The sequence below is a fragment of the Aminobacter sp. MDW-2 genome (assembly GCF_014250155.1).
In the GTDB taxonomy this organism is placed as follows: Bacteria; Pseudomonadota; Alphaproteobacteria; order Rhizobiales; family Rhizobiaceae; genus Aminobacter; species Aminobacter ciceronei.
In genome coordinates, this window is sequence record NZ_CP060197.1 from 1811587 (window position 1) to 1825473 (window position 13887).

12 protein-coding genes are annotated in these 13887 nt (G+C 63.8%); 7 read left to right on the forward strand and 5 right to left on the reverse strand.

The features are described from left to right. The first annotated feature begins 274 nt into the window (after positions 1-274). The gene (locus H5P29_RS08890) at positions 275-685 is read left to right on the forward strand and encodes a hypothetical protein (RefSeq protein ID WP_154385671.1); all 411 of its coding nucleotides are present in this window, start codon (positions 275-277) and stop codon (positions 683-685) included. 183 nt (positions 686-868) lie between these two features. Beyond that, positions 869-1642 (forward strand): glucose 1-dehydrogenase, encoded by a 774-nt coding sequence (locus H5P29_RS08895; protein WP_154385670.1) that lies wholly within the window; start codon positions 869-871, stop codon positions 1640-1642. A gap of 2 nt (positions 1643-1644) precedes the next feature. Here H5P29_RS08895 and H5P29_RS08900 read toward each other — a convergent pair whose 3' ends face one another. After that, entirely contained in the window at positions 1645-3729 is a 2085-nt protein-coding gene (locus H5P29_RS08900) for a PAS domain S-box protein (protein ID WP_154385669.1), read from the reverse strand. Positions 3730-3858: 129 nt separating this feature from the next. After that, positions 3859-4638 carry a response regulator gene (locus H5P29_RS08905; protein WP_154385668.1) on the reverse strand — a complete coding sequence of 260 codons (780 nt, stop codon included), beginning with the start codon at positions 4636-4638 and terminating at the stop codon, positions 3859-3861. 199 nt (positions 4639-4837) lie between these two features. Here H5P29_RS08905 and H5P29_RS08910 point away from each other — a divergent pair, with 199 nt between their 5' ends. Then, positions 4838-5563 carry a response regulator transcription factor gene (locus H5P29_RS08910; RefSeq protein WP_067957358.1) on the forward strand — a complete coding sequence of 242 codons (726 nt, stop codon included), beginning with the start codon at positions 4838-4840 and terminating at the stop codon, positions 5561-5563. Between the two features lie 22 nt (positions 5564-5585). Here the strand turns inward: H5P29_RS08910 and H5P29_RS08915 are convergent, their stop codons facing one another. Then, positions 5586-5750, reverse strand: a complete 165-nt coding sequence (locus tag H5P29_RS08915; protein WP_169808315.1) for a hypothetical protein — start codon at positions 5748-5750, stop codon at positions 5586-5588. A gap of 759 nt (positions 5751-6509) precedes the next feature. Between H5P29_RS08915 and H5P29_RS08920 the strand changes: the two genes are divergently transcribed. Then, a complete protein-coding gene (locus H5P29_RS08920) occupies positions 6510-6971 on the forward strand; it encodes a L,D-transpeptidase (RefSeq protein WP_154385667.1) in 462 nt (153 codons plus the stop codon). Positions 6972-7009: 38 nt separating this feature from the next. On the opposite strand, the gene H5P29_RS08925 is transcribed toward H5P29_RS08920, so the two are convergent. Continuing rightward, on the reverse strand, positions 7010-7954 hold the full coding sequence (locus H5P29_RS08925) for a GDP-L-fucose synthase (RefSeq protein WP_154385666.1): 945 nt from the start codon (positions 7952-7954) through the stop codon (positions 7010-7012). Beyond that, the gene (gmd, locus tag H5P29_RS08930) at positions 7947-9038 is read right to left on the reverse strand and encodes a GDP-mannose 4,6-dehydratase (RefSeq protein ID WP_067957370.1); all 1092 of its coding nucleotides are present in this window, start codon (positions 9036-9038) and stop codon (positions 7947-7949) included. The genes H5P29_RS08925 and gmd overlap by 8 nt, the downstream gene beginning before the upstream one ends. A gap of 592 nt (positions 9039-9630) precedes the next feature. On the opposite strand from gmd, the gene H5P29_RS08935 reads away from it, so the two are divergent. The 3 genes from H5P29_RS08935 to H5P29_RS08945 all read left to right on the forward strand — a co-directional run bounded on the left by H5P29_RS08935 (position 9631) and on the right by H5P29_RS08945 (position 13836). After that, positions 9631-11472 carry an ABC transporter permease gene (locus H5P29_RS08935; protein WP_371746554.1) on the forward strand — a complete coding sequence of 614 codons (1842 nt, stop codon included), beginning with the start codon at positions 9631-9633 and terminating at the stop codon, positions 11470-11472. 1 nt (position 11473) lies between these two features. Continuing rightward, positions 11474-12604, forward strand: coding sequence for an ABC transporter ATP-binding protein (locus H5P29_RS08940; protein ID WP_154385665.1), 1131 nt, complete (start codon positions 11474-11476; stop codon positions 12602-12604). Between the two features lie 104 nt (positions 12605-12708). Beyond that, positions 12709-13836: an ABC transporter substrate-binding protein gene (locus H5P29_RS08945; RefSeq protein WP_067957376.1), complete on the forward strand. Its 1128-nt coding sequence runs from the start codon at positions 12709-12711 to the stop codon at positions 13834-13836. Positions 13837-13887 lie beyond the last annotated feature (51 nt).

Sequence of the window (13887 nt, forward strand, 5' to 3'; positions counted from 1 at the left end):
GGCGACTGCATCGGCCTTTCGTTTCTTTTCGAATGTGCCTGAATTTCAGGCAGGCTGTTACAAAGGCGACTCTGTCTGTTTCTCGAAATGGTACAGCCTCCAGGTGGAAATGACTGAAATGTCGACTGTTTGTGACCGATTAGACAGAAATGCTGACTGTTTGTGATGTTTATCGGTTGTTGCATTAGGAGTCACTGATCAGCATCGCTGTGTTACAAAGCGCGATTACATTCACATTAACAGGGGAATGAAATTTAACGAAAAGAGCTGCCCAATGTCCGGTTCCACCCAGCTTGCCGAGTTCGACCACAAGTTCCAGCCGCGTTCACACATCTATCACCGCCCGCGCCTTGCCATCCGCCAGCGTGCCAACGAGCACCCGATGGCAATGTTTTCGATTTTCGTATTTGCCTCGCTGGCGTCGATGGCCCTGGCGCCGACCAGTGGTCCGGCCTTTGCCTCGATGGGCACGCGGCTCGGTGCGTTCGAGGGCGCGCACACGACCGCCAAGACAGACCGGCTGCCGCTGTCCGAGACCGATATCGCCTGCCGCGGGCAGGCCTGGGGCGCCGAAAGCAAGATCTGCGTCGAGACCATCGCCAAGGAAACCGGCATGCGCGAAGCCCGTAAGGTCAGGCTGATCGCCAGTGCCGAGCCGGTCCGCACCACGCCCAACATCTTCTAGCGCTCTCCGAGCGCTGCCACCTATCCCCGCGCCTGCACAGATATCCTCCAGCGCGTACCTCCCCCGCGGCCTCGGCTGCGGGGGCTTTTTTTGTTCCGGTGTCGGCCGGCCTTAGTCTCTCGGGACGATGCAGCAACGACCGTCGTCGCGCGACCGTCGTACCCTCAAGCGAGGGGAGCAGCGATGGGCCGCGTCGAAGGAAAAGTTGCGATCGTCACCGGAGCGGCGTCAGGCATGGGCGAGGCGAGCGCCAGGCTGCTGGCCCGCCAGGGTGCCGCCGTCGTCGTCAGCGACCTGCAGGCCGACAAGGGCCGCCAGGTCGCCGAGGCGATCAGGATCGCCGGTGGACGCAGCCTCCATGCCGAACATGACGTAACCTCGGAAGCAGGCTGGCAAGAGGTGATGGCAAGGACGCTCGAAGCATTCGGCGGGCTCCACATCCTGGTCAACAATGCCGGTGTCGGCGCGCCCTTCGGCAGCGTCGAGGACCTCAGCCTCGACGACTGGCGCCAGGTGATGGCCGTCAACATGGAGGGCGTGTTCCTCGGCACCAAATATGGCATCGAGGCGATGCGAAGGACCGCCAAGGGCGGGTCGATCGTCAATTTTTCGTCGACCATGGGCCTTGTTGGAAGCCCGTCGACGGCTGCCTATGTCGCGAGCAAGGGTGGGGTGAAGCTGTTCACAAAGTCGGCCGCCTTGCACTGCGCCAAGCAGCGCTACGGCATCCGTGTCAACTCGATCTGTCCCGGCTGGATCCGCACGCCGATGTCGTCGGGCGCGCTGGACAAGCTGGCTGCGAGCGGCGAAGGCAACAAGGCGGTCGAGCTGACGCCGCTCGGTCGGGTCGGCGAACCCGAGGACGTCGCTTACGGCGTGCTCTATCTCGCTTCGGACGAATCGGGCTTCGTGACCGGCACCGAACTGGTCATCGACGGCGGCTACACGGCGCAGTGAGCTCAGGCTCCGTCGGCGACCTGTTCGCTGACGGCGCTGAGCGCGCTGCGAACGTCGAAAGTGCTGAACGGCTTTTCCAGAATATGCGGCTTGAGGTTGGGCGGCAGCTGCTCAAGCTCGGCTTTGGCGCCGATCAGGTCACCGGTGACGAGCACGAAGCGTGGCGCCATCTCGGGCTGTGTCGCGACGATGTCGCGGAAGATGGTGATGCCGCTGCGGTCGGGCATGCGCAAATCGGAAAAGATGATGTCGGGCTGATCGGCGAGCGCCTCCGAGACCGAGTCCCAGGTCGAAACGATGCGCGACTTGACGCCCATCAGTTCGAGAATGTCGGCCAGCGAAGCGGCAACGTCGGGCTCGTCGTCGATGATGACGGCATGGCGCAGCCCGCTCGACTTCGGCGTCGCTTCGAGCATCGTGCCGTGGCCGTCGCCCATCGGCGGCAGTTCGACGACGAAGCGGGCACCCGTCGGCATCACCGGCTCGAACCAGACCTTGCCGTTGTGGCGGTCGACGATGGCCTTCGAGATGGACAGGCCGATGCCGGTGCCGACGCCGACCGGCTTGGTGGTGAAATAGGACTCGAAGATGCGGTCGCGGATCGCCTCTGATATGCCGGGGCCGGTGTCCTCGACCGAGAAGCCGGCGCTGCCGTCGGCATTGCGGAACGTCCTGACGCGAATGATGCGGTCGCCGGGTGCCGCGGCCAGCGCATGTTGGCTGTTGACCAGGAAGTTGGCGGCCACCTGGGTCATATGGTCGGCATCGGCCATGACGCTCAGCGTGCCCGGCACAAGCTCGGTGGCGATGCTGATGCCGCTGGAACGTGCGCCATAGGCGGTGACTTCGAGGGCGGCGCGGATGACCTGGTTGAGGTCGGTCTCGGCGCGCGAGGTCGGGTGCAGACGGACCATGCCGAGGAAGCTCTTGACGATGCGGCCGCAGCGTTCCGCGGCGGCCCGCACCTTTTCGGCGCGGACCTTGGTCTGTGGGTCGGTGGCAAATTCGTGCAGCAGCGTCGATTGCGCCACCACCACGGCGAGCGGATTGTTGAGCTCGTGCGAGACGCCGGCGAGCAGCGAGCCCATTGCCGCCATCTTTTCGTTCTGATGCAGCTTTTCGCGCTGGCGGTTGATTTCTTCCTCGGCGCGGTGCTTTTCCCTGAGGTCGCGGATCGAGCCGAGCACGAGGCGTCGGTCGGCGAGCCGCATCTCGTTGGCGGTGAGCTCGATCGGAATGATCTCGCCCGACGCGTTCTGGGTCACGGTCTCGAGCCGGTGGCCGACCATCGGCGAGCCACGCCCGGCCAAATATTCGGCACCGTTGTTGTAGCCCTTGCGGTAGTAGGTGGGGATCACCGTGTCGAGCAGGTCCTTGCCCAGGATTTCGTCGCGGGTCCAGCCGAACATCTTCTCGGCCGCCGGGTTGAACTCGATGATCGAGCCGGTCTCGTCGACCACCATGATGGCGTCGAGCGAGGCCTGCAGCATCGTCCGGCGGATGATCTCACTGACATGATACTCCGACAGCGAACGCTCGATGGCATCGCCAAGGGCGGCCGCAATGATCTCGAGTGCTGCGATTTCGTCGTCGTTCCAGTGGCGCTCGACGATGCAGTCATTGACGGCGAGCGTGCCCCAGAGATGGCCATGCGCCGACACCGACACCGACAGGAACGACTTGATGTGCTGCTTTTCGAAGTCATTGCGCAGGAAGCCGCTGAGGTCGCGGGTCAGGCCGGTGAAGATCTTGCCCTGGCGGCCTTCCTCGGCGAGGCGTTCAAGCAGCGGGTCGGAATCGACAAGCGTCTGGTTGATCGTCGTCGGCGGCGCAGCGACGGCGTCGATCTTCGGGTCGACCCAGAATGCGGCGATCGACTGCGCGAAGCCCTGGCCGGGCACGTCGCGCAGCCGGAACAGGATGGTGCGATGACCGCCGAAACCTGTAGCGAGACTGCGCAGGATCGTGTCGATCTCGATCTGCCAATCCTGGGCTGCGCGCAGCCGGCGCACGATCTGTCCGGCCACGATGGTGGGGCTCGGCGTGCCCGACGGGTTGTCGGTGCGGGAGACGGTCAACAATGTCATCGCGGTTCCTGGCGGGGCCCGGAGGCTTTGGTGCGCCATGCGTCCAATAGGACGCACAAAGGACGCTCCAGTTTCATAATCTGCGCATCGTGCTTTCCGAAAATCGACCGCGATTATCGGGTCGATGCGCTAGTAGCCTTCGCTGCCGGGCAAGGAGAAGATGTAGCCTTCGCCACGCACGGTGCGCAGAAATTTCGGGTTCGCCGGATCGTCTTCGATTTTCTTCCTCAGGCGCATGATGCGAATGTCGACGGCACGTGAGGATTCGGGGTCTTCGGCAAAGCCGATGGCCTCGGAAATCGTGGTTCGGCTGAGCAGCCGGTTGGGCCGCGTCAGGAAAACCTCGAGCATGTCGAATTCGCTCTTGGCGAGATCGATGATGGCGCCACTGCTGCCGGTGACGAGGCGACCGTCGAGGTCGGCCTGGAACGGCCCGAAGGCGATGGTGCGGCGCGGCGGCTGGGCGGCCAGCAGCGACTGCCGGTAACTCTCGGGCTGCGGCACGCGCCGGATGACCGAGCGCACGCGGGCCAGAAGTTCGCGCAGTTCGTAGGGCTTGACCATATAGTCGTCGGCGCCGATCTCGAGGCCGACGATGCGGTCGAGAGCCGTGCCTGCGGCGGTGGCGTAGATGATGCCGATCGGCATTTTCGCTCTGAGCCAGCGGCCGAGCGACAGCCCGTCTTCGCCGGGCATGGCGATATCCAGGATGGCAAGCTGGAATTGTTCGGTTTCGATGATGCTGCGCAGGGCAGCGGCACTCTCGACAGCAGTCACGTCGAAGCCGTTCGCGCCGAGATATTCGGCGACGGCATCCCTCAGGTCGGGCTCATCTTCGACGATGACAATCCGAGCGCGCAGTTTAGTCTCGCCTCCGCTACCGGCGGAAAGTAGATTGGGTATAAACATGATGTCCAGCGATCATTTCAGGTGGGCAGTTGCCAATGGCTTCCTGCCTCGTTAGGGGCGATTTTGGGCTAGGGGCGAGGCGACTGGGGACCCATCCCCGGCCGAGCGCATCCCTGGGCATTTTCTTGCCACGGCAGGCGCCGCGCAGTCCGCGCCGGCAGGCCATGGTCGCACGGAGGCTGACGATGCGGGGTGGAACGTGGCTGGAAGATCGGTCGTAGCGCTTATCGCCATTGCGGAGGTGATTGCCTCCGACCTGACCGATCATCTCGAACGGCGCGGCCATGACGTGCGTTGTGCCAAGCGGCTGTGGGAGGCCGAGCCGCTTTTGTCGGCGAAGGGGATCGATGTCGTCGTTGTCGGTGACGGCGTGACGCCGGCCGAGGGGCGTGACCTGCTGCGCCGTTTCGGCGGCGAGGGCGGTCCCGACTTCGTGCTGATCTGCCGACCCGGTGAACTGGTCGACAAGGTGCTGGCGCTCGAACTTGGCGCCGCCGATGTCGTGGAGAGCCCTCTCGTGGTGAGGGAGCTCGCCGCGCGCATCGGCGGCCTCCTCACGCGCCGGGGACGCGGCACGCAGGAATTGGTGGTGCTGGAGAATTCGACGGTCGACCTGCGCTCCGCACTCGTCATGCACAGCACCGGCGAGGAAGAGCAGCTGTCGCCCGGCCAGATCGCGCTGCTCAAGCTGTTCCTGTCGCAACCAAGGCGCGTGCTGACCCGCGACGACATCATGGCGGCGGCGCCGGCTGAAAGTGCCGATGCCTTCGACCGCTCGATCGACTCGCGCATCGTGCGCCTGCGCCGCAAGCTCGACACCGAAAGCATCACGACCATCCGGGGTTCGGGCTATCGTTTCGACCCCCCGACAAGGACGGCCGGCCAGGAGGCCGGCACAACCACTCCAACCGAAAACCCGAACTGATGACGCCGAGTTGACCAAAATGTCAGCTTGCCGGAGCAACGACCGCCGGCGCGGCCATCTCGACAATCGCCGTCTCTTCGGCATGGGCCCTGTCCTTGAGGAGTACGCTCGCTACGCCCGCGAAGCCAAGCAGCCCCTGGGCATAGAGCAGTGCCGAAAGCACCGATGCTGCGAATTGTCTCTTCATTGCAGTGGCCCCGTTTTCCGTTTCAGGGGTTCAATCAAAAATGGCTACCGAGATACCCGCGCCGCCTGACCTGCCGTGGACGGCGCGGGTATCCTGTCCTCGCTGCGAATGACGCGCGAGGGTCTGCTCACCCAGGCCAGGCACCCACGCCCATGGACCCGGCCGATGTGCAGAGTTGCGACGAACAAGGCTGCTGCGAAGAAGATGGCTGCGGAGGCCACCGGCGCCATGTCCTGCACCGGTGGCAATTCAGCTGCCATAGCGTTGCCCGGACTGGCCAGAAAGCCGATTCCTGACAGAATCGCCGTAGCGACGCCCACCCGCAGGAACCATCTCGCAGCCAGCCGTTTCGCGCTCATCCAACCTTCGCAACGTTCGTTTCGTCGTGGCTGAATGTGCCGGCCGGCTGTATCGGGAAGATGCCGCCGGATGGCCTTTAGTGCTTCCGAATGTTTCAAGGACGTTGCCGGGCCGGCCGGCGCTTGCATTGCGCTTTCAGCGGCATAACCCGGCGTCATATCAAACGAATCATAAGCGGCGGCGGCCTGCGAGCGCTGCTTCAGCCCAGTTTGCGTCGCCGCGCGGCTGTTGCAAACCTAGGGACGTCAATGACTGCGAAACCAAACTTGGCAATTTGGAAACGAATATGAAACGTAAAGAATATCTAAACGAAATATGTCTGAAACACGGCTCTGGCAAAAGACGTCCATTCCGAAAATGCATTTTTACTGCCGGCGCGGCCGGCTCAAGGGGGACGTCATGAATTCCGAACTGAAGAAGCGCATCATCAACATTGCTGCCATCGCAATGACCGGCGCTGCACTGCTGCTGGCTGCCGGCCAGGGCAGCGCCATTGCCGCGAGCAAGATCGTGGCGCGGGTGTCGATCAGCCAGCAGCGCATGCATGTCATCATCGATGGTCGATCGGCCTTCATCTGGAAAGTGTCGACTGCGGGCCGCGGCTATGTCACGCCGAAGGGCTCCTACAAGCCGACGCGCATGCACGAGATGTGGTATTCGAAGAAGTACGACAATGCGCCGATGCCGCATTCGGTGTTCTTCAATGGCGGCTACGCCGTGCATGCGACCAACCACATCAGCCGCCTCGGCCGCCCGGCCTCGCATGGCTGCGTGCGCCTGCACCCCGACAATGCGGCCGACTTCTACGAGCTGGTCCAGGCCTATGGCCCGTCCAACACCAGCATCCAGATCGTCAACTAGGCATTCGGGCCAGCCCGGGCGGGCGCGACCCGTCTCGGCTAAAGCGCGTTGTTGACAAACCAGTCGTAGGTCGAGCGGATGCCGCTTTCGAGTTCGATGCGCGGGCGCCAGCCGAGATGGGCGAGCTTGTCGCCGCTCATCAGCTTGCGCGGCGTGCCATCCGGCTTTGACGTGTCGAGGGCGATGCGGCCCTCGAAGCCGACGACACGCGCCACGGTCTCGGCCAGTTCGAGGATCGTTACGTCGGTGCCGGAGCCGACATTGACGTGCTGGTCGCCGGAATAGGACTTGAGCAGGAACACCATGGCGTCGGCGGCGTCGTCGACATGGAGGAACTCGCGCCGCGGCGTGCCGCTGCCCCAGATCGTCAGTTCGGCCGCACCAGACAACTTGGCCTCATGCGCCTTGCGGATCAGCGCCGGAAGGACGTGGCTGGACGTGAGATCGAAATTGTCGCCCGGGCCGTAGAGGTTGGTCGGCATCGCCGAGATGAAGTCGGCCCCATGCTGCTTGCGATAGGCTTCAGCAAGCTTGAGGCCGGCGATCTTGGCGATGGCGTACCACTCGTTGGTGGGTTCGAGCGCGCCGGTGAGCAGCGAATCCTCCGCGATCGGCTGCGTCGCGAATTTCGGATAGATGCAGCTCGAACCGAGGAACAAAAGCTTTTCCACGCCGATCTTGTGCGCGGCATGGATGACGTTGGTTTCGATCGCCAGGTTCTCGTAGAGAAACGCGGCGGGATAGGTGGCGTTGGCGAGGATGCCGCCGACCTTGGCGGCAGCGAGCAGCACCGCTTGTGGGCGGGTCTCGGCCAGCCAGGCCTCGACCTCGGCCTGCCGGGTCAGGTCGACGGTGTCGCGCCCGGCGGTGATGACTTCGCAGCCTTCCCGTGCGAGGCGGCGCATAAGCGCTGAGCCGACCATGCCGCGGTGTCCGGCGACCCAGACGCGCTTGCCGGCGAGCGGATAGAGGATGTCAGCCATTGCTGCGCTCACCGGTTTTTGCCAGCGCGCGACGATCTTCTCGAACCATCTCGGCCACCAGCTGGTCGAAGGTGGTGTTGTGGTGCCAGCCAAGCGCCTGCCGTGCCTTGGAGGCGTCGCCGAGCAGATAGTCGACTTCGGTCGGGCGGAAGTAGCGCGGGTCGATCTCGACGAGAACGCGGCCGGTGGCGCTGTCCATGCCGGTTTCGCCGACACCCTCGCCGCGCCATTCGATGCTGGTGCCGATCTCGGCGAAGGCCTTTTCGACAAAGGTGCGGATCTTGTGGGCTTCGCCGGTGGCGAGCACATAGTCGTCGGGCTTGTCCTGTTGCAGCATCATCCACATGCCGAGCGCGTAGTCGCGGGCATGGCCCCAGTCGCGCCGGGCGTCGAGATTGCCGAGATAAAGCCGGTCCTGAATGCCGGCCTCGATCGCCGCCACGGCGCGGCTGATCTTGCGGGTGACGAAGGTTTCGCCGCGCAGCGGGCTTTCATGGTTGAACAGGATGCCGTTGGAGGCGTGGATGCCATAGGCTTCGCGGTAGTTGGCGACGATCCAGTAGGCGTAGAGCTTGGCGGCGGCGTAGGGCGAGCGCGGGGCGAAACCCGAAGTCTCGTTCTGCGGCGCCGGGATGTTGCCATAGAGCTCGGAGGTCGAGGCCTGGTAGAAGCGCGTCTTGCCGACGAGACCGAGCAGGCGGATGGCTTCCAGCAGCCTGAGCGGCCCGAGCGCATCGGAGTTGGCGGTGTATTCGGGCGTCTCGAAGCTGACCTGGACGTGCGACTGGGCGCCGAGATTGTAGATCTCGTCCGGTTGCGTTTCCTGCACGATGCGGATCAGGTTGGTGGCGTCGGTGAGGTCGCCATGATGCAGGATCAGCCTGGGGTCGGCGACATGCGGGTCTTCGTAAAGATGCTCGATGCGGCCGGTGTTGAAGGACGACGAGCGGCGCTTGATGCCGTGGACGACATAACCCTTCGATATCAGGATCTCGGCGAGATAGGCGCCGTCCTGTCCGGTTACACCGGTGATCAGCGCCACCTTGCCGTTCTTTGCCGGCGCTGATTTCTGCTCGTTCGACATTCCGTTTCCTTGCCCGATTCCTGCGGTTCCTGCGTGCGGCGCACCCTAGAGATGTTGAGTGCACTGCGAAAGAGGCGGCGTTGGGGTCATGCGCCGAGTGCGCTTTCCCGGGCATTTCTCCATGTTTTGCCGCAGCAACATTTTGTGCATTGCACGGCAGTGCATATTTGCGGCATGCAAGGATTGTCCAATCGAGGTTGATGAAGCCAGCAATGGCAAAATTTGGCCATTTCAGACAAAATCATATGTTTTGCACGCCTGTGCAAATTTTTGCAGAATCTGGATTGACATGAACGTACCGTCGATGGAATGAATATGCCAACAGGCACGGGAATGTGCCGCACCGCCGGGAGGCGGCGGTGGTGTCGGAAGCAGGACGGGTGAGGTGTGTCCGGGCGGCTCAAGCTGCGGGGCGCAAGGTCCGCTTCGAGGCGCCCAACGGAGGAGAATTCATGCTCATGCCATCGCATGCAGGCCATGCAGTGCATCTGCGCCGGGTCGTCCCCGGTGACGTGTGCAGCAGCCATGACGGAATCTGCCGGCGGGGCGTGACCTCGTGAGCGGCCAATCGCAGAGTTCTGTCCAGACGGTGGTGAAGCCGGCGACCGTAACCCACGGGACTGTGGCTACCCTGAAGTCGCCGACCCGCTCACAGCGCCTGCGCTACCGGACCAAGGTGGCGCTGCGCGAGCCGACGACGATCATCGGCGTGCTCGCCGCGGCACTGTTTGCCTATCTCATCGTGGTGCCGATCATCTCGATGCTGTCGGATGCGATGCGGGTGCAGTTCGGCGACGAACGCCGCATCAAGCAGGATGTCGGCGAACTGACCTGGTACTACATCGACCGCGTCTTTCTCTCGCGCATCTCGCACGACCTGTTCTGGGAGCCGCTGGTCAACACGCTGAGCGTGGCGGCCGGCGCTATCACGCTGTCGATGCTTGTCGGCGGCACGCTTGCCTGGCTGCTCAGCCGCACCGACATGTTCGGCCGCCGCTGGTTCGCCACCGCCCTCATCGTGCCCTACATGCTACCGGCCTGGACCTTCGCACTGGCCTGGACGACCCTGTTCAAGAACCGAACCGTCGGCGGACAGCCCGGCTGGCTGGAATCGATCGGTTTTTCGCCGCCCGACTGGCTGTCCTACGGCCAGTTGCCGGTGACAATCATCCTGGCGCTGCACTACTCGCCCTTCGTCATCCTTTTGTTCGGCAACGCGCTGCGCCGCTTCGACTCGCAGCTCGAGGACTCGGCCCGGATTCTCGGCGCCGGCAGGCTGACGGTGGCTCGCAAGATCATCATGCCGCTGATGCGCCCATCGCTGATGTCGGCGATGGTGCTGATCTTCGCCAAATGCCTCGGCGAGTTCGGTGTGCCCTACGTGCTCGGCCTGCCGGTCAATTTCGACGTCCTGGCGACCTCGCTCTACCAGAACATCTCGTCGCGCCAGGTCGGCGTGGGAGCGGTGCTGGCAGGCGCCATCATGCTGATCGGCATCATCACCATCACCATCGATGCCCGGCTGATGCGCGAGGCGCGCCGCTTCGTCACCATCGGCTCGAAAGGCTCGATGAACCGGCTGAGCCCGCTCGGCATCCTCAGGCTGCCGGCGACCGGCTTTGCCGCGCTGATGTTCCTGCTCAGCGTTGGCCTGCCGATCGGCACGCTGTTCCTGTCGACTGTGATGCGGGTGCCCGGCCAGTTCAACCTCGACAATTTCACGCTCGACTACTGGATCGGCACCAACCTCAACACGGTGGCGCTGCAGACCGGCATCCTGCTCAGCCCGGATCTTTGGAACGCAGCCTGGAACAGCTTGCGCATCGTCGGTGTCGCCTCGATCACCTCAGGTATCCTCGGGCTGCTGGTCGGTTATGTGGTGGCGCGTACTCCGGTGAAGCCGCTCGGTACCTTCCTGCGCCAGGTGACGTTCCTGCCTTATCTGGTGCCCGGCATCGCCTTTGCAGCTGCCTATCTGTCGCTGTTTGCCGTGCCGCGCGGGCCGATCCCGGCACTCTACGGCACGACGCTGATCCTGATGCTGGCGCTGATCGCCGACCAGATGCCCTATGCCTCGCGCGCCGGCATCGCCGCCATGACACAGCTCGGAAAGGATCCGGAAGAGGCGGCTCAGATCGCCGGCGCCGGCTGGTTCCGCCGCATGATCTCGATCGTCATCCCGATTCAGAAGGGGTCGCTGACGACGGGCATCCTGTTGCCCTTCATCTCGGGCATCAAGGGCCTCAGCCTGTTCGTCGTGCTGGCGGTTCCTTCGACCGACGTGCTGACCACCTATTCGCTCCGGCTCGTCGACTACCACTACACGCAGGCCGCCAACGCCGTCGTGCTGATCATCGCCGGCCTCGCCTATTTCGGCGCGCTGCTCGGCCAGAAGCTGACCAAGACCAATCTCGCGCAAGGACTGGGGAACTGACATGCCGAAGATCAACCTGAGCGGCGTCGAGAAGAACTACGGCGGCAACTCGGCCAACGCAGTGGCCGATCTCGATCTCGAAATCGGCGATGGCGAGTTCATGTGCCTGTTGGGCCCATCCGGCTGCGGCAAGACCACGACATTGCGCATGATCGCCGGGCTGGAGCATCTGACGGCGGGCGAGATCCGCGTCGGCCAGCGTGTCGTCGATTCGGTCGTCGATGGCGTGTTCGTGCCGCCGGAAAAGCGCGAGATGGGGTTGGTGTTCCAGAGCTACGCGCTGTGGCCGCATCTGACCATCGAGCGCAACACCGACTTCGGCCTGCGCCTGCGCAAAATGCCCAAGGCCGAGCGCGAGCAGCGCGTCGACCAGGTGATGAAGACGCTTGGCATCGAGAAGTATCGAGATCGCTATCCCTCGCAACTGTCTGGCGGCCAGCAGCAGCGCGTGGCGCTGGCCCGCATGCTGGCGGTCAATCCGGAGGTGCTCTTGCTCGACGAGCCGCTGTCCAACCTTGATGCCGCTCTTCGTCTTGAGATGCGGGCCGAGCTCAAGCGGCTGCACCGCGAGTTCAAGACCACCATCGTGTTTGTCACCCACGACCAGTGGGAGGCAATGACGCTGGCCACCACCATCGCGGTGATGAGCGAGGGTGAGCTGCAACAGGTCGGGACGCCCAACGACATCTACGAGCGGCCGGCCAACCGCTTCGTGGCGCAGTTCGTCGGCAATCCGCCGATCAACATCGTCGAGCTGGGTGATGGAAAATCGGAGGTGTCGCAGCTCGCCAATGCCTATCTCGGCGCGCGTTTCGCTGAGTTGCGCGACGCGGGCTCGATCGGCATCCGACCGGAGGCGATCCGGCTGGCTGATGCCGAGCGCGGCGTGGCCGACGGCGCCGTTGCCGGCCAGGCCGAGGTGACCGGCATCCTGCCCACCGGCGGCAGCTGGATCATCGAGCTCACCGCTGGCGGCGAGAAGCTGTTCATGACCACGCACCAGTCGCCGGAGGTCGAGGTCGGCGAGGCCGTGACCTGGTGGGCCAAATCAAAGGCGCTGCATGTCTTCGACAAGGCAGGCCAGCGCATAGAAGTGGCCGACAGGCTGATGCGGCCGGCGAAGCTGCATTGAGGAGAATTCCCTTCGGGCGGTGGAGGACTGCCCCGGGGCAAAGCAAGCAGGACCATCGGGAACGACACGGCCGGCATGGCGCCGGCCTGACAAGGGAGGAGAGAATGAGCAGGGATTTCAGTGTGAAACGGCTCCTGGCGGCGACGGCACTGGCTGCCGCTGTCGGATCGTTTGCCGGCGCGACACAGGCCGAGGAATTCGACCTCAACGCGCTGGTCGAGGCGGCGAAGAAGGAACCGCCGATCAATGTCTATTCGAGCACCGGCAAAATCGTGAAGCAGGCCGAGGCCTTCACCAAGAAGTACGGCGTGCAGGCGACCGGCACCAAGGCCAATGCCGCGGCGCAGCTGGAAATGGTGATCCGCGAGGGCCAGGCCAAGAACGTGCAGGGCGACGTCATCCAGATCAGCGACGTGCCCGCCGGCGTGGCGCAGTTGGTGCCGCAGGGCTTCGTCGAGAGCTGGCTGCCGCCGGATCTCGCCGCCAAGATCCCGGCGCAGTACCAGAACCCGCTGACCGTCTCCAACGAGGCCAACGTCTTTGCCTACAACACCCAGCTCAACGAAAGCTGCCCGGTCAAGAATATCTGGGAGCTGACGGAGGCCAAGTGGAAAGGCAAGCTCGCCATGCAGGACCCGCTCAACAAGGCGTCCTATGTCGACTGGTTCAACCAGATGGCGACCAACGCCGATGACAAGGTGGCTGCCGCCTACAAGGAGTATTACGGCAAGGATCTCGAAGCGGGTGAGGACGGCGCTACCGGCGCCTGGGTCAAGGCGCTCGCCGCCAACGGCCCGTTGCTCACCGATGCCGACGAGGCAGCTGCCCAGGCGGTCGGCGCTCCCGACCAGAAGGAGCAGTTCATCGGCCTGATCAGCTCGGCCAAGTTCCGTAACAACCAGGACGTCGGCTCCAAGCTTGGCCTGTGCAAGGATTTGAAGCCCTTTGCCGGTTGGATGTATCCGAGCCTCGGCTTCATCGCCAAGGGCACCGACAGCCCGAACGCATCCAGGCTGTTCATCCACTATCTGATGACCGAGGAGGGCATCGCCCCGCAGGCGGCCGACGGCAAGATGTCGACCAACAGCGACGCCAAGCTGCCCGACGACGAACCCTCTGGCATCGGCAAGGTGCTGGACCAGATCTTCCCCTACGACTCGGCGTCGGCCCAGAGTGACTGGGACGCGCGCCAGGATTGGCAGGACCTCTGGCGCATCAACTACAAGAAATAGCGCTTGCGATTGTCGCGCCCGGCACTGACGCCGGGCGCGTTTCAGCCGGAT

What these genes read in the sequence shown, in the direction of transcription:
- H5P29_RS08940 (WP_154385665.1), top strand. Translation starts at nt 11,474, where the DNA reads ATGCCGAAGATCAACCTGAGCGGCGTCGAGAAGAACTACGGCGGCAAC.
- H5P29_RS08945 (WP_067957376.1), top strand. Translation starts at nt 12,709, where the DNA reads ATGAGCAGGGATTTCAGTGTGAAACGGCTCCTGGCGGCGACGGCACTG.
- gmd (WP_067957370.1), bottom strand. Translation starts at nt 9,038, where the DNA reads ATGTCGAACGAGCAGAAATCAGCGCCGGCAAAGAACGGCAAGGTGGCG.
- H5P29_RS08905 (WP_154385668.1), bottom strand. Translation starts at nt 4,638, where the DNA reads ATGTTTATACCCAATCTACTTTCCGCCGGTAGCGGAGGCGAGACTAAA.
- H5P29_RS08925 (WP_154385666.1), bottom strand. Translation starts at nt 7,954, where the DNA reads ATGGCTGACATCCTCTATCCGCTCGCCGGCAAGCGCGTCTGGGTCGCC.
- H5P29_RS08900 (WP_154385669.1), bottom strand. Translation starts at nt 3,729, where the DNA reads ATGACATTGTTGACCGTCTCCCGCACCGACAACCCGTCGGGCACGCCG.
- H5P29_RS08920 (WP_154385667.1), top strand. Translation starts at nt 6,510, where the DNA reads ATGAATTCCGAACTGAAGAAGCGCATCATCAACATTGCTGCCATCGCA.
- H5P29_RS08890 (WP_154385671.1), top strand. Translation starts at nt 275, where the DNA reads ATGTCCGGTTCCACCCAGCTTGCCGAGTTCGACCACAAGTTCCAGCCG.
- H5P29_RS08915 (WP_169808315.1), bottom strand. Translation starts at nt 5,750, where the DNA reads ATGAAGAGACAATTCGCAGCATCGGTGCTTTCGGCACTGCTCTATGCC.
- H5P29_RS08895 (WP_154385670.1), top strand. Translation starts at nt 869, where the DNA reads ATGGGCCGCGTCGAAGGAAAAGTTGCGATCGTCACCGGAGCGGCGTCA.